Source organism: Methylobacterium sp. TK31 (genome assembly GCF_055361545.1).
The window spans coordinates 1,441,525-1,462,691 of the sequence record NZ_CM143964.1 but is presented as its reverse complement, the minus strand read 5'-3'; the positions used below and the strand labels follow the sequence as shown (position 1 = coordinate 1,462,691).

Genomic DNA, 21,167 nt, shown 5'->3' with positions numbered 1-21,167 from the left:
CTCGACGCCGTCGGCGATCTCGCGGGATGGCGGGACGCATGACCGGCCCATCGCGGATTCCCGCGCGTCGGCGTATCAGGCGACGGGACGGGATGTGCGCGGTGGGCTTTCGCGCCGGAAGCCCGCGGAAGGGCGCTTCCTAGAGGATGGCGGTGATGAAGGCGGTAACCTGCGCATGAGCGTTCGCGACCATCTGGGCCACCGGCTCGTCGGACAGGTAGATGCGGCCCGCCGTCAGGGCCGCGGCGACCAGCCAGAACCCGATCACGGCGACGTTGCGCGCCCGGCGGTCGCCCGCGGTGGGGGCGCCCTGGCAGGCGATCTCGACGGGCTCGCCGAAGGGATCGTAGGCCATCGCCCGGCTGTCGGAGGGGGGACTCATCCGTGTGAATGTCGGCCTTCGCCCCTGCCCGATCAATGGACGGGTTTTGCGAAGATTCGCGCCACGGGAGAGCATTGTTCTCGCAGCCCGGACCGGGGCAGAATTTCCTTCCGAATGCCGCGTGGAAAGGCAGCATGAGCGCCGAGAGCATCACCACCGTTCCGGCCGGGGCGGACAGGCCGGGGGCCGCGGGCGGGCGGATCGCCTCGCTCCTGCCCGGCATCCTCGTCTGCCTCGCCGTCACGGCGGCGGCCCTGGCCGTGCAGGCCCTGGAGGAGCACGCCACCGGCCATCCCTACGTCGAGGCGCTCGTCATCGCGATCCTGCTCGGGATCGCGCTGCGCACCCTGTGGAGTCCGGGCGCCCGCTTCCGGGCCGGCATCGCGTTCTCGGCCAAGCAGGTGCTCGAACTCGCCGTCACCCTGCTCGGGGCCTCGATCAGCCTCGGGGCCATCGTCGCCTCCGGCACGAGCCTCCTCGTCGGCATCGTCGCCACGGTGGTGCTGGCGATCGTGGCCAGCTACGGCATCTGCCGGGTGCTCGGCCTGCCGCCCTGCATGGCGATCCTGGTGGCCTGCGGCAACGCCATCTGCGGCAACTCCGCCATCGCCGCGGTGGCACCGGTGATCGGGGCCGACAGCAAGGACGTGGTCGCCGCCATCGCCTTCACGGCGGTGCTCGGCGTGCTGATGGTGCTGGGCCTGCCGCTCTTCATTCCCCTCGTCGGCCTGTCCGCGCACCAGTACGGCACGCTGGCGGGGCTCACCGTCTACGCGGTGCCGCAGGTGCTCGCCGCCACGGTGCCGGTCGGCATCCTGGCGACCCAGGTCGGCACCCTGGTCAAGCTCGTGCGCGTGCTGATGCTCGGGCCCGTGGTGGTGGCCTTCTCGTTCATCGCCCCGCACCTGCCCCCGGAGGGCGCCTCGGCCGGAGTGCGGCCCGGCCGCCTCGGCTTCTTCAAGATCGTGCCCTGGTTCATCCTCGGCTTCCTGGCGCTGGCGACCCTGCGCTCGGCCGGGCTCGTCCCGGACGCGGCCTCCCAGCCCGTGACCCGCCTGGCGGGCCTCCTCACCGTGGTGTCGATGGCGGCGCTGGGCCTCGGCGTCGACGTGCGGGTGCTGGCGCGGGTCGGCGGCCGGGTCACCCTGGCGGTGACGGGCTCCCTCGTCGTCCTCCTCGCCGTCAGCCTGTCCCTGATCTGGGCCCTGGGAATCGCCTGAGCGCTCGCCCGGGCCGGCTCCCGCCGCCGCCCGCTCGGGCGGAGGGCCTGTCTTAGGCGAAGGGCTTGCTTCAGGCGAAGGGCTTTCTTCAGGCGAAGTGCTTGGAGAGCTTCAGCCCCTGGGCCTGGTAGTTCGAGCCGGCGCCCGTGCCGTAGAGGGTGGCGGGGCGCTCCACCATGCGCTCGTAGACGAGGCGGCCGACGATCTGGCCGTCCTCCAGCAGGAACGGCACGTCGCGCGAGCGCACCTCGAGGACCGCGCGGGCGCCCGCGCCGCCGGCGGCGGCGAAGCCGAAGCCCGGATCGAAGAAGCCGGCGTAATGGACCCGGAACTCGCCCACCAGGGGGTCGAACGGCACCATCTCGGCGGCGAAGTCGGGCGGCACCTGCACCGCCTCCTTCGAGGCCAGGATGTAGAACTGGCCGGGATCGAGGATCAGGGCCCGGGACGGGTCGGCCTGCAGGGGCTCCCAGAAATCCGCCGCCCGGTGGGCGCCCGGAGCGTCGACGTCGACGAGGCCGGTATGGCGCCGGGCGCGGTAGCCGATCAGGCCGGAGAAGCCCGAGAGATCGATGGAGACGCCGATGCCGCCCTGGAAGGTCGGGCTCGGGGCGTCGACCAGGGGCGAGGCCGCGTGCAGGGCGGCGAGCTCGACGTCGGTGAGGCGGGGCTCGCCGCGCCGGAAGCGGATCTGCGACAGGCGCGAGCCGGTGCGGACCTTCACCGGGAAGGTGCGGGGCGAGATCTCGGCATAGAGCGGCCCGTGATAGCCGGCCTCGACCTGGTCGAAGGCGGCGCCCCGGTCGGTGATGACGCGGGTGAAGACGTCGATGCGGCCGGTGGAGCTCTTCGGGTTGGCGCTGGCGGCGAGGTCGCCCGGCAGGGCGAGGTGCTCCTGCAGCTCGGCGATGTAGACGCAGCCCGTTTCCAGCACGGCCCCGTTCCGCAGGTCCATCTCGTGCAGCGCGAAGGCCTCGATGCAGGCCGAGACCGTGCGGGCGCCGGGCAGGAAGCTAGTGCGCACGCGGAACACCCGGGCGCCGAGGCGCAGGTCGAGGCTCGCGGGCTGGATCTGGTCGGGGGCGTAGGGCGTGTCGGGCCGGATCGCACCCGCGCGCGTCAGGGCCTCGATTCCGACCGCGGCCAGAATCCCGTGCTGGCGGCCACCCGCCCCGTCCTGCATCGCGGCCAGAATCCCGTCTTGCATCCGTTCGCACCACCCGCTCGTCCATCGGGCACCGCCCCGGACGCGGCCGGGGCGGGACCGCCGCATTCTGCACGCATGCGGCCGGATCGCCTAAGGTCCGGTTAAGCCTCCGGTTCCCGCTCGATCCGCAGGACGATCCAGGCGAGGACGAGGCGCGCGATGGCACCCATGGCGATCAGACCCGCGAGCGCGCTGGCCAGGATCGGGAATCCGGCGGGCCAGGCCGCCAGGGCGACGGCGAACAGCACCGCGCCGAGGCCGGCGGCCGGCCCGAAGGCCAGCACCAGGGAGGGCAGGCCCGCGATCCGGGGCGGCCCGCCCCCGCGGCGGGCGAGCCAGGCCCCCGCCGCCTGCGCCAGCCCGTCGAGGCCCAGCGCCACGGCGAGCGCCAGGGCGGCCCAGCCGTTGCGCTCCGGTGCGGTCCAGGCGAAGGCACCGGTCAGGCCCGCGAGCGCGAGGCCGGCGAGGAGCGCCCGGCCGGCGGACGGAAGGCGCGGGCGCGAAACGGTCTCCTCGACCACGGGACACGGACCTCGATCTTGCGCGGGCACCCCCGCATTCGCCACGATTGACGCGGTTTTGCGAGGGCCGTACCACGACGCCCTGTGCTTGTCGCGAACGCAGCGCGCTCGGGGTTCAGGTCCGGCCAGGGAGGCATGACGGGGATGTACAAGGCTCAGACGCGCGGGATCAGCGTGACCGTGATGCCACGCTTCGTCGAGGAAGAATCGTCGCCGGCCGAGAGCCGCTACTTCTTCGCCTACACGGTCGAGATCGTGAACAACGGCCCCGAGCAGGTGCAGCTGCGCTCGCGCCACTGGCGCATCGTCGACGGGCGCGGCGAGACCCAGGAGGTCCGCGGCGCCGGGGTGGTCGGCAAGCAGCCGGTGCTCGAGCCGGGCGAGTCGTTCAGCTACACCAGCGGCTGCCCGCTCACCACGCCGGACGGCCTGATGGCCGGCAGCTACACCATGGCGACCCATGGCGGCGAGAGCTTCGAGGCGGAGATCCCGGCCTTCTCGCTCGATTCGCCCCACGTCCGCCGCAGCGTGCATTAAGGTCATGTCGGCCGAAGGCCCGCGCCCGGAGACCCTCGACTGGCTGGCGCGGCTCGTGGCCTTCGACACCGAGAGTTCGAAGTCGAACCTCGCGCTCATCGACAGCGTGGCGGCCTCCCTCGAAGACCTCGGCGTGCCCTTCGTCCGCGTGCCCAACGCGACCGGCGACAAGGCGGCCCTGTTCGCCACCATCGGGCCGATGGCCGACGGCGGCATCGTGCTCTCGGGCCATACCGACGTGGTGCCGGTGACGGGCCAGGCCTGGAGCGCCGACCCCTTCACCCTGCGGGTGGCGGACGGGCGCGCCTACGGCCGCGGCGCCGTCGACATGAAGGGCTTCTGCGCCCTGGCCCTCGCGGCGATCCCGCGCTTCCAGGCCGCCGACCTCAAGCGCCCGATCCACATTCTCCTGTCCTACGACGAGGAGACCACCTGCCTGGGCGTCGCCGACACCATCGCGCGCTTCGGCGCCGACCTGCCGCGCCCGGGCGCGGTGATCGTCGGCGAGCCCACCGACCTCGAAGTGGCCGACGCGCACAAGAGCATCGTCACCTACCTCACCACCGTGCACGGGCACGAGGCGCATTCGGCCAAGCCGATGCTGGGCGCCAACGCCGTGATGGCGGCGGCCGACCTCGTCTCCGAGCTGAACCGGATCGCCGACGCGATGATCGCGCGCGGCGACGCCTCGGGGCGCTTCGACCCGCCCGCCACCACCGTGCATGTCGGCACCATCGCGGGCGGCACGGCCCGCAACATCCTGCCCAAGGTCTGCACCTTCCACTGGGAGTTCCGCGGCCTGCCCGATCTCGACATGGGCGAGATCCCGGCCCTGTTCGAGGCCAAGGTGCGCAGCGTGCTGCGCGACCGGCTCAACCGCTACGGCGATTACGGGCGCATCGAGACGCTGGAGGAGGTCTCGGTGCCGGGCCTCGCCCCCGAGCCCGGCTCGGCGGCCGAGCGGCTGGCCCTCCGGGTGGCGGAGCGCAACCACACGATCTCGGTGCCCTATGCCACCGAGGCCGGGCGCTTCCAGGTCGCCGGCATTCCCACCGTGGTCTGCGGCCCCGGCTCCATCGACCAGGCGCACCAGCCGGACGAGTACATCACCCTCGCGGCGCTCGCGGCCGGCGAGGCCTTCATGGACCGCCTCGCGGCGGCCTGCGTGACGCCATGACCGCCTTCGTGCCCCGCACCATCGCGGCGGACGGGCCGGTGAAGCTGCGCCCGCTGGAGCGCGAGGACCTGATGTTCGTGCATCAGCTCAACAACAACGACAGCATCATGCGCTACTGGTTCGAGGAGGCCTACGAGTCCTTCGCCGAACTGGCGCAGCTCTACGAGCGCAACATCCACAACCAGACGGAGCGGCGCTTCATCATCGCCAATTCGGAGGGGGCGCCTGCCGGCCTCGTGGAGCTGGTGGAGATCAACCACCTGCACCGGCGCTGCGAATTCCAGATCGCGATCCACCCGGCCTTCCAGGGCCAGGGCTACGCCCCGCGGGCCACGCGCATCGCCATGGACTACGCCTTCAGCGTCCTGAACATCCACAAGCTCTACCTGCACGTCGACAAGGACAATGCCCGCGCGGTGCGGATCTACGAGCGCTGCGGGTTCGAGCCCGAGGGCATCCTGAAGGACGAGTTCTTCGTCAACGGCAAGTACCGCGACGCGGTGCGGATGTGCCTGTTCCAGCCGGCCTATCTCGCGCGCCGGGGCGGCGGCGACATCGCCGATCCGGTCCTGAAGGCCTGAGCGCGACGCGCGGCGCCGGACCTCCGCGAAGAGGCCCGGCGCCGTTTCCCATCAGGCGATCGGATCACCGGTGCGCCGGGGGTCAGTTGCGGCCCGCGCCGCCCTGCCCGCCGGTGCGCTCGCCACCGCCCATGTTGCCGCCACCCATGCTGCCGGACTTGCCGCCCTGCGCGCCGGCATTCATGCCGCGCTCGGAACCGCCGGTTCGGCTGCCGGTGTTCATGGTGCCGCGCTCGGCGCCGCCCGAGCGGTCGGCCGCGTTGCGGACGCCCGAGCCCTCGGTCCCGCGCTCGCGGTTCGTGTCGCGCTCGGCCGAGGCACCGTTGCGGCCCCCCTGCTGGCGGCTATCGGCGTTGCGGATGCCGTCCCGCGACTCGCTCTGGGTCGAGCGGACGTTGCGCGTGTCGTGCCGCTCGTCGGTGCGGGACGAGACGGCCTTGCCGCGGAAGCTGCGCTCCTCGAAGCGGGCGCCGACGGTGCCGCCCCGGCGCTCGGTCACCGTCAGGCGGCGATATTCCGGCGAGCCGTAGACCACGCGCTGGCCGCGCACCACGACGTAGCGGGTGCCGGGACGGCGGGTGGTGGTCTCCTCGATCCGGACGAGGCGACGGTACTGGGGCGAGCCGTAGAGGACCCGTTGGCCCCGGATGGTGACGTAGCGCCGGCGTGAGCGCTCGATCACGCGGTCGCCGCCGCGATGCTCGATGGTGACGAGGCGCCGGTATTCCGGCGATCCGTAGACCACGCGCTGGCCGCCGATGAAGACGAAGCGGCCCGAGCGGCGCCCGCCCTCGAAGCGCTCGCTGCGCGTGTCGACCGAGACGCGGTCGCGCCGCTCGCGGCCGCCGACCCGGTCCTCGCGGGACGACATGTCCTGACGTGACGAGGTCCGGGTCGCCCGGTCGCCGCGCGCGCCGTCGCGGTCGCCCCGGTCCGCGCTGCGGGACTGCGAATCCTTGTTCTGCGAATCACGAGCCTGCGGATCCCGGCTCTGGGAATCCCGGGCCGCCGTGTCGCCGCGGCCGCCGCTCTCCGTGCGGCCACCCTCGCGGCGTCCGCCGGCCTCGGCCCGGCCGCCCATCTCGCTGCGGGCGCCGCCCGAAGCGCCCTCGGCGCCGCCCTGGCTGCGGGCGGCGGCCCCACCACGGCCCCCGCCGGCCTCGCCGCCACCGGCCGCGCCGGCCTGGCCCGCGCCCTGGGCGTAGGCCGAGGTCGTCATCAGCAGTGCCGTCAGACCAACGACGAGATTCTTGCTGACCAGATTCTTGCCGACCGTAAATTTCTTCATCGACGTTCCTCCTGAGCTCTTGTTGAGCACTCTTGAGAAACCCGAAACGTCGAAACCTTAGAAACGGTTCAAATACAAACCTCGGCTGCAGGGGCGAGAATTTGCAGCGTCTTGTTCTACATTATGGTCAAGCTTGGCGTTGCTGCCGCGACCTGTGCCGCGGCAGCCCGCATCAGTTGCCCGACTGGGCCGCGACTTCGGCCTCCACCGCCGCCGGGTCGAGGTCGTAGCGCCGCGAGCAGAATTCGCAGGTGATGCCGATGCGGCCGTCATCGGCGATCATGTCCCGGCGCTCCTGGGGCGAGAACGAGGTGATCATGCCCATCACCCGCTCGGGCGAGCAGCGGCACTGCTCGCGCACTCCTTGCGCCTCGAACACCCGCACGCCGCGCTCGTGGAACAGGCGGTAGAGCAGGCGCTCGGCCGAGACCTCCGGGTCGACGAGCTCGTGGTCCTCGATGGTCGAGACGAGGCTGCGCGCTTCGACCCAGGCATCGTCCTCCGGCACCCCGTTCGCGTCGAGGTGGACGTGGCCCTCGGGGATGTCGCCCGGGGGCAGGTCGGCGAGGCGGGCCCGGTCGATGGATTGGGGCAGGAACTGCACCAGGAGGCCGCCGGCCCGGTAGGTCCGGCCGCCGCCGGCATAGTGCTCGGCCACCGCGAGGCGGACTTGGGTCGGGATCTGCTCGGACTGGCGGAAATACTGGTGCGCCGCCTCCTCCAGGCTCTGGCCCTCGAGGGCGACGACGCCCTGGTAGCGGCTGCTGGTCGGTCCCTGGTCGATGGTCATGGCGAGGTGGCCCTGCCCGATCAGGTCCCGGTCCTGCAGCGGCCCGGCGCCGAGGGCCTCCACCCGCGCGGTGTCGAAGCGCGCGGTGGCGCGCAGCCGGTCGGGCGCCTCGAAATCGACCACGATCATCTCGACCGGGCCGTCGGTCTTGGTCTGGAGCTGGAAGCGGCCCTCGAACTTCAGGGACGAGCCGAGAAGGACGGTGAGGGCCGCCGCCTCGCCGAGGAGGCGCGCCACCGCGTCCGGATAGCCGTGGCGGCGCAGGATGGTATCGACGGACGGGCCGAGGCGGACCACCCGGCCGCGCACGTCGAGGGCCTCGACGGCGAAGGGCAGCACGACGTCGTCGTCGCCCTCGATTAGGAGCGGGGCTCCGTGTCCGGCGGTGGTTCCAGCAGGCATTCCAGAAGTCATGGCAGCTCCGATCGGGCTCGACGAACGCGAGGGCCGGGCCACGGACCGCGCGACCCCTGGGGCGGGGTCAGGGTCGGGTCATGGGATCGCCGAGCGGAATCGGCGGCGCACCGGTCAAAACGGCCGCGCTCGTCGCGCGGCCGCACCCGGCCCTCGTCAAGGATGAAGCCTATATAGGCATCCGGACGCGGCGGCGCGACGGGGCGGGTCCGCCTGGCGCGCACGCAGGCCCGGCGGGGCGCGTGCAGGCCGGGCGCGGCCTCAGAGCCCGTGGGCGTGCAGGCACCAGGCCAGGATGCCCTTCTGGGCGTGCAGGCGGTTCTCGGCCTCGTCGAAGATCACCGATTGCGGCCCGTCGATCACCTCGGCGGTGACCTCCTCGCCGCGATGGGCCGGCAGGCAATGCATGAAGATCGCGTCCTTGGCCGCGGCCGCCATCAGGCGGGCATCGACCCGGTAGGGCACGAGCAGGTTGTGCCGGTGCTGGTCGTCCTCGTCGCCCATGGAGACCCAGCAATCGGTGACCACCGCGTCCGCCCCGTCCACCGCCTCGTAGGCATCGGTGGTGACGTTGACGGCGGCGCCCTGCGCCTTCGCCCAGTCGAGGAGCGGCTGGGGCGTCGACAGCTCCGGCGGCGCCGCGATGTTGAGGGTGAAGTCGAAGCGCGCGGCGGCGTGCACCCAGGAGGCGAGCACGTTGTTGGCGTCCCCCGACCAGGCCACGGTGCGGCCCCGGATCGGCCCGCGATGCTCCTCGAAGGTCAGGAGGTCGGCCATGATCTGGCAGGGGTGCGAGACCTTGGTCAGGGCATTGATCACCGGCACGGTGGCGTACTCGGCCAGCTCCAGCATCAGCCCGTGGTCGAGGATGCGGATCATGATCGCGTCGACGTAGCGCGACAGCACCCGGGCGGTGTCGCCCACGGTCTCGCCCCGGCCGAGCTGCATCTCGCTGCCGGTCAGCATCAGGGTCTCGCCGCCGAGTTCGCGCATGCCGACGTCGAACGACACGCGGGTGCGGGTCGAGGGCCGGTCGAACACCATCGCCAGGGTCTTGCCGATGAGGGGCCGGTCCTCGGCCAGCGTGCCCTTGCGGCGGCGCGCCTTGATGCGGGCGGCGGCGTCCAGCACCGTGCGCAGCTGCTCGGACGAGAAATCCTTGAGGTCGAGGAAGTGGCGGGTTCCGTGGCCGGTCCCGTTCAGTGTCGTGGTCATCGGTCCGTTCTTCGTGTGCGTGGTCCCGGTTTCGGCAGATCCGGTCGGGCTTCGATGGGTCCGGCGCCGCGGCCGGGTTCGTGCGGCCGCCCGGCCGGTGACGCGTCGGGCTACTCGGCGGCGCCGCGCAGGCGCGTCCCGAGCCGGCCGGACGCCGTGTCGAGGCGGGTCACCGCCTCCGCCACGTCGGCCTCCGTGATGATCAGCGGCGGCAGCAGGCGCACCACGTTATCGCCCGCCGGGATCACCAGCAGGTGGGCGTCGCGGGCGGCGGCGGCGAACTCGGTGTTGAGCACGTGGAGCTTGAGGCCGAGCATCAGGCCCTCGCCGCGGATGTCGGCGATGACGGTCGGGTGCCGGTCCTGCAGGGCGGCGAGGCGCTGCTTCAGGATGATGCCCATGCGCTGGACATGGTCGAGGAAGCCCTCGGCCAGGATCACGTCGAGGACGGCGTTGCCCACCGCCATGGCCAGCGGATTGCCGCCGAAGGTGGTGCCGTGGCTGCCCGCGGTCATGCCGCGCGCGGCGTTCGCCGTGGCGAGGCAGACGCCCAGGGGGAAGCCGCCCCCGATGCCCTTGGCCGCGCTCATGATGTCGGGGGCCGCCCCCGACCATTCGTGCGCGAACAGCTTGCCCGTGCGGCCGACCCCGGTCTGGACCTCGTCCATGATCAGCAGGATGCCGTGTGCGTCGCAGAGCGCGCGCAGGCCGCGCAGGCATTGCGGCGGCACCGGGCGCACGCCGCCCTCCCCCTGGATCGGTTCGATCAGGATCGCGGCCGTCTCCGGGCCGATGGCGGCGCGCAGGGCCTCGTGGTCGCCGAAGGGCACCTGGTCGAAGCCGTCGACCTTCGGGCCGAAGCCCTCGATGTACTTCTGCTGGCCGCCGGCCGCGATGGTGGCCAGGGTCCGGCCGTGGAAGGCGCCCTCGACGGTGATGATCCGGAAGCGCTCCGGATGGCCGTCGGCGGCGTGGTACTTGCGCGCCATCTTGATGGCGGCCTCGTTGGCCTCCGCACCGGAATTCGCGAAGAAGGCCACGTCCGCGAAGGTCGCGTCCACCAGGCGCCGGCCCAGCCGCTCGCCCTCCGGGATCTCGAACAGGTTCGAGGTGTGCCAGAGCTTCTGCGCCTGCTCGGTCAGGGCCTGGACGAGGTGCGGATGGGCGTGGCCCAGCGCGTTCACCGCGATGCCTGCGCCGAAGTCGAGGTATCGCTCGCCGCCGCGTGCCTCGAGCCAGGCGCCCTCGCCGCGCTCGAAGGCGATGGGGGCCCGGGCATAGGTCGGCAGAAGGGCGGATGTCACGATCCCGTCTTCCCGTCATGTCTCGCGGGCACGCGAGACCGCGACCGCACCAAATGAAAGTGCCGCCTCGAACGGGGCGGCACGCGCGCGATTACTAGAGAAAAGCTCAATTCTGTCAACGACAGACCGGGTTCACATCCCTGACATGCCTGCCAATTAGGCTGTTGCGCGCGCCATGCGCGGCCCGCCTTGCGCCGTCGTCGCGGAAGTGCTCAGAGCCGCGTCACGCCGGCCGGACGACCCGCGGCCGCCCAGCAGAGGAAACCACGCAGCATGAGCACCGTCACGGAACGCCTGGAGGCCCTCGGCCTGACCCTGCCCAAGGCCGCGGCCCCGGTCGCGAACTACGTGCCCTTCGTGCGCAGCGGCAACCTCGTGGTGATCTCCGGACAGATCTGCTTCGGGGCCGACGGCCGAATCGCCGACGCGCACAAGGGCAAGCTCGGGGCCGAGGTCTCGGCCGAGGACGGCATCGCCGCGGCCCGGCTCTGCGCCCTGAACGTGCTGGCCCAGGTGCAGGCGGCGGTCGGCGACCTCGATCGCGGCGTCGTGCAGTGCATCCGCCTCGGCGGCTTCATCAACGCGGTCCCGACCTTCGCGGGGCTGGCCGGCATCATGAACGGCGCCTCCGACCTGATGGTGGAGATCCTCGGCGACCGCGGCCGCCACGCGCGCTCCACCGTCGGCGTCGCCGAACTGCCCCTCGACGCGGCCGTCGAGGTCGAGGCGATGTTCGAGGTCAAATGACCCCGAACGCCCCCGACTGGCTGACCGCCCGGCCCATCGCCCATCGCGGCCTGCACGACCGGGCGGCCGGCCTGCCCGAGAACACCCTGGCGGCGGCCGAGGCGGCGATGGCCGGCGGCTATGCCATCGAATGCGACGTGCAGCTCAGCGCCGACGGCGAGGCGATGGTGTTCCACGACGAGACCCTGGGCCGCCTGACCACGGAGGCGGAGGCGGTCGGCGCGCGTCCGGCCGCCGCCCTCGCGGCCCTGGCCGTGGCGGGGAGCGCCGAGCGCATCCCGACCCTGCCGGACTTCCTCGCCCGGATCGGGGGACGCACGCCCCTCGTGATCGAGGTGAAGTCGCGCTACACCGGCGACCTGCGGCTCGCCGAGCGCGTCGCCGCCCTCGCGGCCGCCTATGACGGCCCGGTGGCCCTCAAGTCCTTCGACCCGCAGGTCGTCGCCGCCCTGCGGAGGCTGGCGCCCGGGCTCCCGCGCGGCATCGTCGCCGAGACGCGCCAGGACGACCCGGCCTACGCGACGCTGGCCCCGAGCCTGCGGCGCTCCCTCTCCGACCTGCTGCACTTCGACGAGACCCGGCCGGACTTCCTGTCCTGGCGGGTGGACGACCTGCCCTGCGCGCCCACGCTCCTGTGCCGGCTCCTCGGGCGACGCCCCGTGATGACCTGGACCGTGCGCAGCCCGGAGCAGCGCCGCCACGCCGGGATCCATGCCGACCAGATGGTGTTCGAGGGGTTTTGCCCCTAGAAGCCCAACACCCCCTGCGACGGCGCGGGGCACCGCGCCGCCCTTGGCCCGCCGGGTCCCGGGGACTAGATTGCCCGGCGATGACGAACCCCGGCGAGACCCATCGGCCCGGCGACGAATCCGGCGCTTCGGCCGAGACCGTGACGGAACTGCAGGTGCGCGCGGTGCCGGGGCTCGCCGGGATCGCCGCGGCCGAGTGGGACGCCTGCGCCACCTCGGCCGAGACCCTCTCGGGGGGCGACGAGACCCACAACCCCTTCACCTCGCACGCCTTCCTGTCCTCCCTGGAGGATTCGGGCTGCGTCTCGCGCAAGACCGGCTGGCTGCCCCTCCACGTGGCGGTGGAGCGCGAGGGCCGCCTCGTGGGCGTGGCCCCCTGCTACCTGAAGTCCCACAGCCAAGGCGAATACGTCTTCGACCACGGCTGGGCCGACGCCTACGAGCGGGCGGGGGGCAGCTACTACCCCAAGCTCCAGGTCAGCGTGCCCTTCACCCCCGTCACCGGCCCGCGCTTCCTGATCGCGCCGGGCAGCGACGTGAACGAGGCGGCGTCCGCCATCGTCGCCGGCCTGCGGGCGCTGCGCGCCGAGACCAAGGCCTCCTCGATCCACGTCACCTTCATGCAGGAGCGCGAGTGGGCCCAGGCCGGGGCGCTGGGCTTCCTCCAGCGCGTCGACCAGCAGTTCCACTGGGACAATGCCGGGTACGGGACCTTCGAGGACTTCCTCGGGGCCCTGGCCTCCCGCAAGCGCAAGGCGATCCGGCGCGAGCGCCGCGACGCCCTGGCGCCCGGCATCACCATCGAGCACGTCACCGGCGCCGACCTGACCCCCGCCCACTGGGACGCCTTCTACGCGTTCTACGCCGATACCGGCGCGCGCAAGTGGGGCCGGCCCTACCTGAACCGGGCGTTCTTCGGGCTCCTGGGCGAGCGCATGCCCGAGCGGGTGCTGCTGGTGATGGCCAGGCGCGAGGGCCGCTACGTCGCCGGCGCCATCAACCTCATCGGGGACGTCGCCCTCTACGGCCGCAACTGGGGCTGCGTCGAGGACCACCCGTTCCTGCATTTCGAGGTCTGCTACTATCAGGCCATCGACTTCGCCATCGCGCGCGGCCTGAAGCGCGTCGAGGCGGGTGCGCAGGGTGAGCACAAGCTCGCCCGCGGCTACCGCCCGGTCCTCATGCACTCGGCCCACGACATCGCCGACCCGGCCCTGCGGCGCGCCGTGGCCGATTACTTGAGACGCGAGCGCGAACACGTGCTGGAGGCGGCCGAAGTCCTCGACACGCTGACGCCGTTCCGGCGGGAAACCTCGCCCGAACCCGATGGACCCTCGGACCGGCCGGCATCCGACTTGCCTGAGGCCGCACCGGAGGCCGAGTTACCCGATCCGAACGTGTCCTCCGATCCGAAACCGCCCGCCGACGACGCGCAGACCGCCCCGCGCGGGGCGCGAGAGCCCAAGGACGATCCGTGAGCCCCATCGACCGCATCAAGACCTTCGCCGACGACCTCGTGGCGATCCGCCGGGATTTCCATGCCCATCCCGAACTCGGCTTCGAGGAGGTCCGCACCTCCGGCATCGTCGCCGCGGAGCTGGCCCGCTACGGCATCGCCGTCCATCGCGGCATCGGCGGCACCGGGGTGGTGGGCGTGCTCGAGGGCCGCACGGGCTCGGGCCGCCGCATCGGCCTGCGCGCCGACATGGACGCCCTGCCGATCGAGGAGGAGACCAACCTGCCCTACCGCTCGACGGTGCCGGGCAAGATGCACGCCTGCGGGCATGACGGCCACACCACGATGCTGCTCGGCGCCGCGCGCTACCTCGCCGAGACCCGGGACTTCGACGGCACCGCCCTGTTCGTGTTCCAGCCGGCGGAAGAAGGCCAGGGCGGCGCCCGCGCGATGATCGCCGACGGCCTGTTCGAGAAATTCCCCTGCGACGAGATCTACGCGATCCACAACCAGCCCAACGGCCCGCACGGCAAGATCAAGCTGCGCCCCGGCCCGGCCATGGCGGCGGCGGACTTCTTCGACATCCGCATCACCGGGCGCGGCGCCCACGCGGCCCAGCCGCAACAGGGCATCGACCCCATCGTGGTCGGCTCCACCCTGGTCCAGGCGCTCCAGTCGATCGTCTCGCGCAACGCCGACCCGCTCAAGAGCGCGGTCCTCTCCGTGACGCAGTTCCACGCGGGCGCGGCCTACAACGTCATCCCGGAGGGCGCGCACATCACCGGCACCGTCCGGACCTTCGACGCGGACCTGCGCAGCCTGGTCACCACCCGCATCCGCGAGATCGCCGCGGGCATCGCGACCGCCTACGGGGCGACGATCGACGTCGACATCCGCGACGTGTTCTCGGTGCTGATGAACAGCCCGGAACACGCGGCCGCCGCCGCCGACATCGCCCGCGAGCTGTTCGGTTCGGAGGGCGTCGATGACCAGTCGAAGCCGCGCATGGGCAGCGAGGATTTCGCCGACATGGTCGCGCGGGTGCCCGGCGCCTATGCGTGGATCGGCTCGACCCCCGGCCCCGGCCTGCACAATGCGAGCTTCGACTTCGACGACAGCATCATCCCCCTCGGCTCGGCCTTCCTCGCCCGCCTCGTGGAGCGGCGCACCGCCGCCTGACGCAGCGCGGACCCGGGCGGCGGGGTCCGAGGCGCGGGTCCCCGCCGCCTCGTCCCCCTTGCCCGCCCGACCCCCTTTGCCCCTCACACGGTTCGCCCCGCCATGGACAGCCTGCACGACCTGATCCCGAGGGCGGCCGACGGGGCGCCCTACCCCCTGGCCCAGCACCGGGGACAGGTGATCCTGATCGTCAACACCGCCTCGAAATGCGGGTTCACGCCGCAATATGCCGGGCTGGAGGCCCTGGCGCAGAAGCATCGGGCCGAGGGCCTCGTGGTGCTGGGGTTTCCCTGCAACCAGTTCGGCGCCCAGGAGCCGGGGGATGCGGCCGAGATCGCCCGGTTCTGCAGCCTGACCTACGACGTCAGCTTCCCCGTCCTCGCCAAGGTCGCGGTGAACGGCCCCGCGGCCGACCCGGTCTTCGCCCATCTGACCAAGGCGAAGCCCGGCCTCCTCGGCAGCCGCGCCATCAAGTGGAACTTCACCAAGTTCCTGATCGGGCGCGACGGGCGGGTGATCGCCCGCTACGCCCCCTCGACGAAGCCGGAGGCCCTGGAGGCCGCCGTCGCGGCCGCCCTGGCGGAGCCCGCACCGGCGCCTTGAGGGCTCCGAGAGCGCGGGCCGGATCGGGCACGCCCTCGTTCCGCCGGCCGGCCGGGACGGACGGTGCGCCATTCCCAGCCAGCGGGCGCGATCGACGGGCAGGGTTAGGAAAGTCCTGCCGGAATCCCGCAGGGCGAGGAACCGCCTGAATCGACACAGGGAGGGCGACAGAAGCCGCGCCGCCCGTCGCTGTCCCGCGGCGCTTCCGGACCCGCACGGCCGACCCGCCGACCCGCCGACGCGCCGACTCGACGATCCGGTGAAGAGTTCGTTAGCCGGCGTTCAGCCTTGGTATGCCAAAGGCTCCCGAAGGCATTGCCGGATCGTCCCGGAATGGCGTGCGATCCAGGGGAGGCGGGGAGCGGGCATGGCGGCAGGACACGGGCGACGGGCCTCGGCCAACGGGGAGGCCGGCATCACGGCGTTGCCGGGCCGGGCGATGCCCGAGGCGGTGCGGGCGCATCTCGGCTCGGAACTCAAGGCCTTCTACGCCGCGATCCTCGCCGAGGAGCAGCCGGCGGCCCTGCTCGCGCTGATCGACCGGCTGGAGGCGCCCCCGGCCGCGGCCGCGGATTTCCGCGCCGGGCTGCTGGAGGCCCTGCCGGGCCTGCGCGCCTTCGCGCTGTCGCTCGCCATCGCACCCAACGCCGCCGACGACCTGGTGCAGGAGACCCTGCTCAAGGCCTGGGCGAACCGCCACCGCTTCGAGCCCGGCAGCAACCTGAAGGCCTGGCTCTGCACCATCCTGCGCAACCAGTTCTACACCGAGTGCCGCAAGCGGAAGCGCGAGGTCGAGGACGCGGACGGGGCGATGGCCGCCCGGATCGTCGCGCCGGCCGCGCAAGAGGCGAGCAGCGACCTGCGCCGGGTCTGGCAGCATCTCGGACGGCTGCCGGCCGCCCAGCGCGAGGCCCTGGTCCTGGTCGCGGCGCAGGGCATGACCTACGAGGCCGCCGCGGAGCTGATCGGCTGCCAGGTCGGCACCATGAAGAGCCGGGTCAGCCGGGCCCGGGCCTTCCTCATCGGCTCCCTCGGGATGGAGGCGCGCGGCGCGGCTCCGTGAGCCCGCGCCGACGTCCGGCGGAGGCGCCCCCCGGACCGGGGCCGGTCCTTCCGCCGTCGGGATCGTCCGGCTCGCGGCCGGCGGCGGTTCGACCTTTGCATCGCGGCGCAGATCGGCATGGATCGGTCCGGCCGATTTCGCCGTTGCTTCTGCCGCGCGCGGCATTCCGTCGATGTCATCGCCACCGATCGCAGGGATCGATCCATGATGAACGCCCGGACCTACCGCGTGACCCTGGAGACCCGCGACGGGCGTCGCGTCCTGACCGCCGCGGCCGAGCGCGAGGCCGCCCTGATGGCGGAATCGGTCCTGCGCCTCTATGCCGGCCAGACCCTGACGGTGGGCTTCAGCGTCGCCTGCGCCGACCCGGAGGCGCGCCGCCGCATCGCCTATTACCTGACCGACGTCGCCCTCGAACTCGAGCTCGCCTGAGCGCGACCTGCCCCTGCTCCGCCCGGCGGCCGGAGCCGGAAGCCCTGCGGGGGCCTCCACGCGTGTGCGGGCCCCGTGCGACGGGGCCCGCCTGCCGCTCGGATCGTCCGTAAGACCCGATGGCGCTGGACGAAGGAATTCCGGGTATGCGAGAACGCGGCGCCCGAGGCCGAGGCGGGTCGCGGGAGGTCAAGGGCCGGCCAAGATCGAAGCCCCGGTGTAAGGCTCCTGCGATGCGCGGTGCGGATCGTCCGGGCGGGCGGTCCGCCTCCGAGGCGGAATCCGGAGACGGGAGCCCTGGATCGGCCGAATGGAGAACCCAGGCATCCGGTCCGGCGCGCCGGTCCGCCGCGCGGTGTGCGAATGGCGCGGTCTCTTCGTCAATACAGGCATGTGCAGGCCTGCCGATCGGGCGATCCGCGCAGGTGTTCCGTAGGACCAACGATGCGATTCTTCGTCAACAGGGACGTGAGTGCAGGGATTCACTTCTGGCTGGCGCCCGACAATCCGCGTGCGATCAGCAAGGTCTTCATCTCCGTCAACGGGCGCCGGACCGCGGAGCTGTCGGCCTGGATCACCGACGACAACATCCGGGCGAATGGCTGGCACGCGACCGGTCAATGCGTCTACATGATCACCGAGAAGGAATTGCCGGAGCTCGCTTCCGCGAACCGGATCGAGATCTTCGATGCCGACACGAACATTCTCATCTACCGGGCCGTTCGCGAGAAGGTTTTCCTGCCGGCTAGGCTGATCAACCTCACCACGACCGTTCAAAAGAACACCTTCGTCGAGCAGAACCTGTTCGATCTGTTCCAGTACAGCTACTTCAACGTCGACCGGCTCTCGGAAGAGGTCGTGCAGAGCATCATGCAGGGGCCTTGGCTGACGTCGTCGCTCATCACCGGGGCCGTGATCTTTCCCCGTTACGAAGTGTTCTTCCAGGATGACACGTGCGTGAGCGGCGTCCTCATCCAGGACCCCTTCGTGGAAATGGCCGCCCGCATGCGGTGGCTTCAGTCGAAGAAGGCGATCGCGGACGACCCCGCGCAGAACTGGCGCCTGGGCGGGATGCTGGAATCGGTCCGCTTCGCGGCGGAGTACGACCTGTCGAACAGCCGGAACATCAAGCGCTTCCTGCGGATGCTGCCCGAGCCGTGCTACCGCCTGCTCTACAACCCGCTCTGCCGGCAGTTCGGAACACGCTCGCCGAGCGACCCGTTCGCACCCGGCAACTCTATCGTCGCCATGGAGATCATCTCGCGGATCAAGGTCGTGGGGCACAGCGATTACACGAACGAGTATTATACCGCGCTCCTCGACCGCCTGGGGGTCGCTCCCGTCGAGATGGCGCATCCCCAGCCGTCGGAGGACCTCCTGTCGCTCGCGACCCTGCTGAGATCGGTCGACGCCGCGCGGGATATGGTCGCGTTCGACACGGTGATTTCCGATGCCGTTCGGCATGCCGTCGGAAAGAGCTGGCAATGATCGACGCCGGGATCGCCGTTCGACGCCGGGCGGAGCGTGCCGGTCGGGGGCGGCCCGCAGGCATCCTAGCAGCCCGGCATCCCACCCATCCCGTGCCCGCGAAATCCTGAAGGCCCCGTCCGAGCCATGTCCGAGGACGATGTTCATCGAGGTGTCGACGGATGGCTCTTTCTCGTCGGCGGTACCAACAAGGTTCTCGCCCAGACCCGAAAAAATCCCCTCATCGACATCCAGCTCGATGCTTGGCGGGATGTCTTCGCGCGTCGCTATCGCGCCTGCAAAAAAGCAGGGTGCGCTTATTTCACGATGATCGCGCCGGAAAAGATCTACATCTACGACGATAAGCTCGGAGATCTGTCAATCGATCCGCGATCCTCTCTCTGCAACCGCCTGCACAGGAGGCTGCTGTTCCATCCGATCCTGCGCCGATCCTATATCGAATTGTCTCCGCACCTGCGCGCGCATCGCTCGGACGGCGATCTCTATCAGAGGACGGATACGCATTGGACGCTGGCGGGCTGCCAGATCGCCTATCGGCAGATCTGCCGAGCCTGCCGGGCCAGGGCGGTCGAAGACTTCCACCTTAGGGAGCGCCATGAGGAGCGGTCCGCCGGTGATCTCGGTTCGAAGTTCGAGCCCGCGATCTCGGAAGACCGGACTTTCTACCGCCTGCAATCGGATTCGACGCGGGTTCACGCGAACGCGAAGGCGTTGCTGTACGAGTCGCGGCAGACCGCCTCGCACAGGGGAATCCATCACGTCTACCGCAACCCAAGTGCGCGCGCGGATCCCCGGACGTTGATGCTGGTCGGTGATTCCTATTCGGACTTTCCCGCCGCGAGCTTGGTCGTCATGCTGGCCGAGACCTTCCGGGAGGTGCACTTCATCTGGTCACCAGCCGTGGATTGGGCCTATTTCGCCCGGGTGAAGCCGGACATCCTGATCGGCCAGATCGCGGAGCGGTTTCTTCGCCAGGTGACGGCGGACACCTACGCGGTTGAGCCGTAGGGCCCCTCGCCCGCAGGCGCCGGTCCATCACCGGCTGCGCCGCGCGCGCCTGCCGGACGGCGGCTGACGCCCCGCGTCAGGCGTTGGCGGAGGCCGGGGCGGCGCCCAGCGCGTCGGGGGCCGGGACGGCCCGGGACTGGACCTCGATGAACACCCGCGTCACGTCGGGGCTGCGGGCCTTCAGCCGGGCCTCGACCCGGGCGACCATGGCCTCGATCTGGCCGGCGGTCAGGCTGTCGTCCATGTCGAGGCTGACATTGACGAGGACATCGGAGGGGCCGAGGTGCTGGGTCAGCACGGTGTTGACGTGGTGCACCCCCGCCTCGTCGCGCACCACGGCGCGGATCGCCGCCACCAGCTCGGGATCGGCGGCCTCGCCGATGAGGAGGCCGTGCGTCTCGACCATCAGGAATGCCGCCATCCCGATCAGGATCAGGCCGATGCCGATGGAGGACCAGCCGTCGAGGGCCGGCATGTCGAGGACCCGGGCCAGGATCACGCCGGCCAGCGCCACCACGAGGCCCATCAGGGCGGCGACGTCCTCGGCCAGCACGGTGAACAGGGCCGGGTCCTTGCTCCGCCGGATCGCGGCGAGCGGCGGGCGGCTGCCCTTCTCGGCCCAGAACGCCTTCATGGCCACGAAGCAGGAATAGCCCTCGGCCATCACCGAGAAGCCCAGGATCGCCACGTTCACCCAGAAGCCCGAGATGGGGTAGCCCCAGACCACGGCATCGGCCGAGGGCTCGGGGTGCTGGAGCTTGTGGATGCCCTCGTAGACCGCGAAGGCGCCGCCGCCGAGGAAGATGAACAGCGCGACGATGAAGGCGTAGAAATAGACCTCGCGGCCGTAGCCGAACGGGTGCTTCTCCGTGGCGGGGCGCTGCGCGCGCTTCATGCCGATCAGGAGCAGGATCTGGTTGGTGGTGTCGACCACCGAGTGGACGCCCTCGGCCAGCATCGCCGAGCTGCCGGTGAGGAAGGCTCCGACGAACTTGGCCGCCGCGATCGCGAGGTTGGCCCCCGCCGCGGTGTAGATGGCGCTGGTGCTCTCGTGGGCCATGCGGCGGGGATCTCTCGGGCTCTGGAGCGGGACGCGCGGTCCCGGCGGGCGTCGCCGCGGACCGCGCGTCCCGCCAGGCGTCGCGGGTCAAGCGTCGCCGTTGGGGGGCAAAGCGCAGGCAACGCGCAGGGCAGCCGGAAGGTTCGCCGTCTCCGGATGATTCGCGCGCCGCGTTCGTGCCGCGTCCGGCACGGGGGCCGGATCGATTCCGCCCCAGGTGGACGCGGCGCGCCGGTCTGTGCATCGTGCGCGCCGATCGCACCCGCCAGACCCGGAGCCGGCCGCCGTGACGGACCTACCCCAGACCCTCGCTCCAACGCCCGCCTACGACCCCGACAACATCTTCGCCAAGATCCTGCGCGGGGAGATCCCGGCCGAGCGGGTCTACGAGGATGCCGACACCCTCGCCTTCATGGACGTGATGCCGCAAGGGGACGGCCACACGCTGGTGATCCCCAAGGCCCCGGCCCGCGGCCTCCTCGACGCCGACCCGGATTCCCTCGCCGCCCTGGCGCGGACGGTGCAGCGGGTCGCCCGCGCGGTGAAGGCGGCCTTCGCGGCCGAGGGTCTGACGGTGTTCCAGTACAACGAGCCGGCGGGCGGGCAGACGGTGTTCCACCTCCACGTCCACATCGTGCCGCGCTTCGAGGGCGTCCCGCTGCAGCGCCACGGCGGCGGCATGGCCGACCGGGCGGTGCTGGCCGAGCACGCCGCGCGCATCCGGGCGGCGCTCGCGGCGGGCTGAG

General features: G+C 71.5%; 22 protein-coding genes. 14 read left to right on the top strand and 8 right to left on the bottom strand.

From position 1 onward, the window contains the following. Positions 1–139: 139 nt before the first annotated feature. Positions 140–382 (bottom strand): hypothetical protein, encoded by a 243-nt coding sequence (locus tag ACXJY8_RS06725; RefSeq protein ID WP_463777796.1) that lies wholly within the window; start codon positions 380–382, stop codon positions 140–142. A gap of 134 nt (positions 383–516) precedes the next feature. Between ACXJY8_RS06725 and ACXJY8_RS06720 the strand changes: the two genes are divergently transcribed. Then, on the top strand, positions 517–1,602 hold the full coding sequence (locus ACXJY8_RS06720) for a YeiH family protein (protein WP_463777794.1): 1,086 nt from the start codon (positions 517–519) through the stop codon (positions 1,600–1,602). Between the two features lie 88 nt (positions 1,603–1,690). Here the strand turns inward: ACXJY8_RS06720 and ACXJY8_RS06715 are convergent, their stop codons facing one another. Both ACXJY8_RS06715 and ACXJY8_RS06710 read right to left on the bottom strand, forming a co-directional pair. Then, a complete protein-coding gene (locus tag ACXJY8_RS06715; RefSeq protein ID WP_463777791.1) occupies positions 1,691–2,809 on the bottom strand; it encodes a 2'-deoxycytidine 5'-triphosphate deaminase in 1,119 nt (372 codons plus the stop codon). A 101-nt stretch (positions 2,810–2,910) separates the two neighbouring features. After that, complete coding sequence (locus ACXJY8_RS06710; RefSeq protein WP_463777788.1) at positions 2,911–3,330, bottom strand: hypothetical protein; 420 nt, start codon at positions 3,328–3,330, stop codon at positions 2,911–2,913. A gap of 144 nt (positions 3,331–3,474) precedes the next feature. Between ACXJY8_RS06710 and apaG the strand changes: the two genes are divergently transcribed. Genes apaG through speG form a run of 3 tightly spaced genes read left to right on the top strand, consistent with a single transcriptional unit; the run spans position 3,475 to position 5,625 of the window. After that, positions 3,475–3,867: a Co2+/Mg2+ efflux facilitator ApaG/CorD gene (apaG, locus tag ACXJY8_RS06705; protein WP_055950877.1), complete on the top strand. Its 393-nt coding sequence runs from the start codon at positions 3,475–3,477 to the stop codon at positions 3,865–3,867. Positions 3,868–3,871: 4 nt separating this feature from the next. Next, on the top strand, positions 3,872–5,044 hold the full coding sequence (argE, locus tag ACXJY8_RS06700) for an acetylornithine deacetylase (protein WP_463777783.1): 1,173 nt from the start codon (positions 3,872–3,874) through the stop codon (positions 5,042–5,044). Next, entirely contained in the window at positions 5,041–5,625 is a 585-nt protein-coding gene (speG, locus tag ACXJY8_RS06695) for a spermidine N1-acetyltransferase (protein ID WP_243913205.1), read from the top strand. Before argE ends, speG begins: the two co-directional genes overlap by 4 nt. Positions 5,626–5,707: 82 nt before the next feature. Here speG and ACXJY8_RS06690 read toward each other — a convergent pair whose 3' ends face one another. The 4 genes from ACXJY8_RS06690 to ACXJY8_RS06675 form a co-directional block, all read right to left on the bottom strand. Continuing rightward, positions 5,708–6,913, bottom strand: coding sequence for a hypothetical protein (locus ACXJY8_RS06690; RefSeq protein WP_463777777.1), 1,206 nt, complete (start codon positions 6,911–6,913; stop codon positions 5,708–5,710). 172 nt (positions 6,914–7,085) lie between these two features. Continuing rightward, complete coding sequence (locus ACXJY8_RS06685) at positions 7,086–8,105, bottom strand: Hsp33 family molecular chaperone (protein ID WP_463777775.1); 1,020 nt, start codon at positions 8,103–8,105, stop codon at positions 7,086–7,088. A gap of 273 nt (positions 8,106–8,378) precedes the next feature. Beyond that, positions 8,379–9,332: an ornithine carbamoyltransferase gene (argF, locus tag ACXJY8_RS06680; protein WP_463777771.1), complete on the bottom strand. Its 954-nt coding sequence runs from the start codon at positions 9,330–9,332 to the stop codon at positions 8,379–8,381. Between the two features lie 110 nt (positions 9,333–9,442). Next, positions 9,443–10,636, bottom strand: coding sequence for an aspartate aminotransferase family protein (locus ACXJY8_RS06675; protein WP_463777768.1), 1,194 nt, complete (start codon positions 10,634–10,636; stop codon positions 9,443–9,445). A 273-nt stretch (positions 10,637–10,909) separates the two neighbouring features. Here ACXJY8_RS06675 and ACXJY8_RS06670 point away from each other — a divergent pair, with 273 nt between their 5' ends. The 9 genes from ACXJY8_RS06670 to ACXJY8_RS06630 all read left to right on the top strand — a co-directional run bounded on the left by ACXJY8_RS06670 (position 10,910) and on the right by ACXJY8_RS06630 (position 19,361). Continuing rightward, positions 10,910–11,383: a RidA family protein gene (locus ACXJY8_RS06670; protein ID WP_463777765.1), complete on the top strand. Its 474-nt coding sequence runs from the start codon at positions 10,910–10,912 to the stop codon at positions 11,381–11,383. After that, positions 11,380–12,132: a glycerophosphodiester phosphodiesterase family protein gene (locus ACXJY8_RS06665; protein WP_463777758.1), complete on the top strand. Its 753-nt coding sequence runs from the start codon at positions 11,380–11,382 to the stop codon at positions 12,130–12,132. The genes ACXJY8_RS06670 and ACXJY8_RS06665 overlap by 4 nt, the downstream gene beginning before the upstream one ends. Positions 12,133–12,212: 80 nt before the next feature. After that, positions 12,213–13,610 carry a GNAT family N-acetyltransferase gene (locus ACXJY8_RS06660; protein ID WP_463777755.1) on the top strand — a complete coding sequence of 466 codons (1,398 nt, stop codon included), beginning with the start codon at positions 12,213–12,215 and terminating at the stop codon, positions 13,608–13,610. Then, the gene (locus ACXJY8_RS06655; RefSeq protein ID WP_463777752.1) at positions 13,607–14,767 is read left to right on the top strand and encodes a M20 aminoacylase family protein; all 1,161 of its coding nucleotides are present in this window, start codon (positions 13,607–13,609) and stop codon (positions 14,765–14,767) included. Before ACXJY8_RS06660 ends, ACXJY8_RS06655 begins: the two co-directional genes overlap by 4 nt. A gap of 102 nt (positions 14,768–14,869) precedes the next feature. Beyond that, positions 14,870–15,370 carry a glutathione peroxidase gene (locus ACXJY8_RS06650; RefSeq protein WP_463777747.1) on the top strand — a complete coding sequence of 167 codons (501 nt, stop codon included), beginning with the start codon at positions 14,870–14,872 and terminating at the stop codon, positions 15,368–15,370. A 367-nt stretch (positions 15,371–15,737) separates the two neighbouring features. Further along, entirely contained in the window at positions 15,738–16,433 is a 696-nt protein-coding gene (locus tag ACXJY8_RS06645; protein WP_463777744.1) for a sigma-70 family RNA polymerase sigma factor, read from the top strand. 204 nt (positions 16,434–16,637) lie between these two features. Further along, positions 16,638–16,865 (top strand): hypothetical protein, encoded by a 228-nt coding sequence (locus ACXJY8_RS06640; protein WP_463777741.1) that lies wholly within the window; start codon positions 16,638–16,640, stop codon positions 16,863–16,865. 444 nt (positions 16,866–17,309) lie between these two features. After that, the gene (locus tag ACXJY8_RS06635) at positions 17,310–18,353 is read left to right on the top strand and encodes a hypothetical protein (RefSeq protein ID WP_463777739.1); all 1,044 of its coding nucleotides are present in this window, start codon (positions 17,310–17,312) and stop codon (positions 18,351–18,353) included. Positions 18,354–18,479: 126 nt separating this feature from the next. Next, positions 18,480–19,361: an alginate O-acetyltransferase AlgX-related protein gene (locus tag ACXJY8_RS06630; protein WP_463777735.1), complete on the top strand. Its 882-nt coding sequence runs from the start codon at positions 18,480–18,482 to the stop codon at positions 19,359–19,361. Between the two features lie 76 nt (positions 19,362–19,437). On the opposite strand, the gene ACXJY8_RS06625 is transcribed toward ACXJY8_RS06630, so the two are convergent. Then, entirely contained in the window at positions 19,438–20,421 is a 984-nt protein-coding gene (locus ACXJY8_RS06625; protein ID WP_463777732.1) for a cation diffusion facilitator family transporter, read from the bottom strand. Positions 20,422–20,707: 286 nt separating this feature from the next. On the opposite strand from ACXJY8_RS06625, the gene ACXJY8_RS06620 reads away from it, so the two are divergent. Then, complete coding sequence (locus ACXJY8_RS06620; protein WP_463777729.1) at positions 20,708–21,166, top strand: HIT family protein; 459 nt, start codon at positions 20,708–20,710, stop codon at positions 21,164–21,166. The last annotated feature ends 1 nt before the right edge of the window (position 21,167 follow it).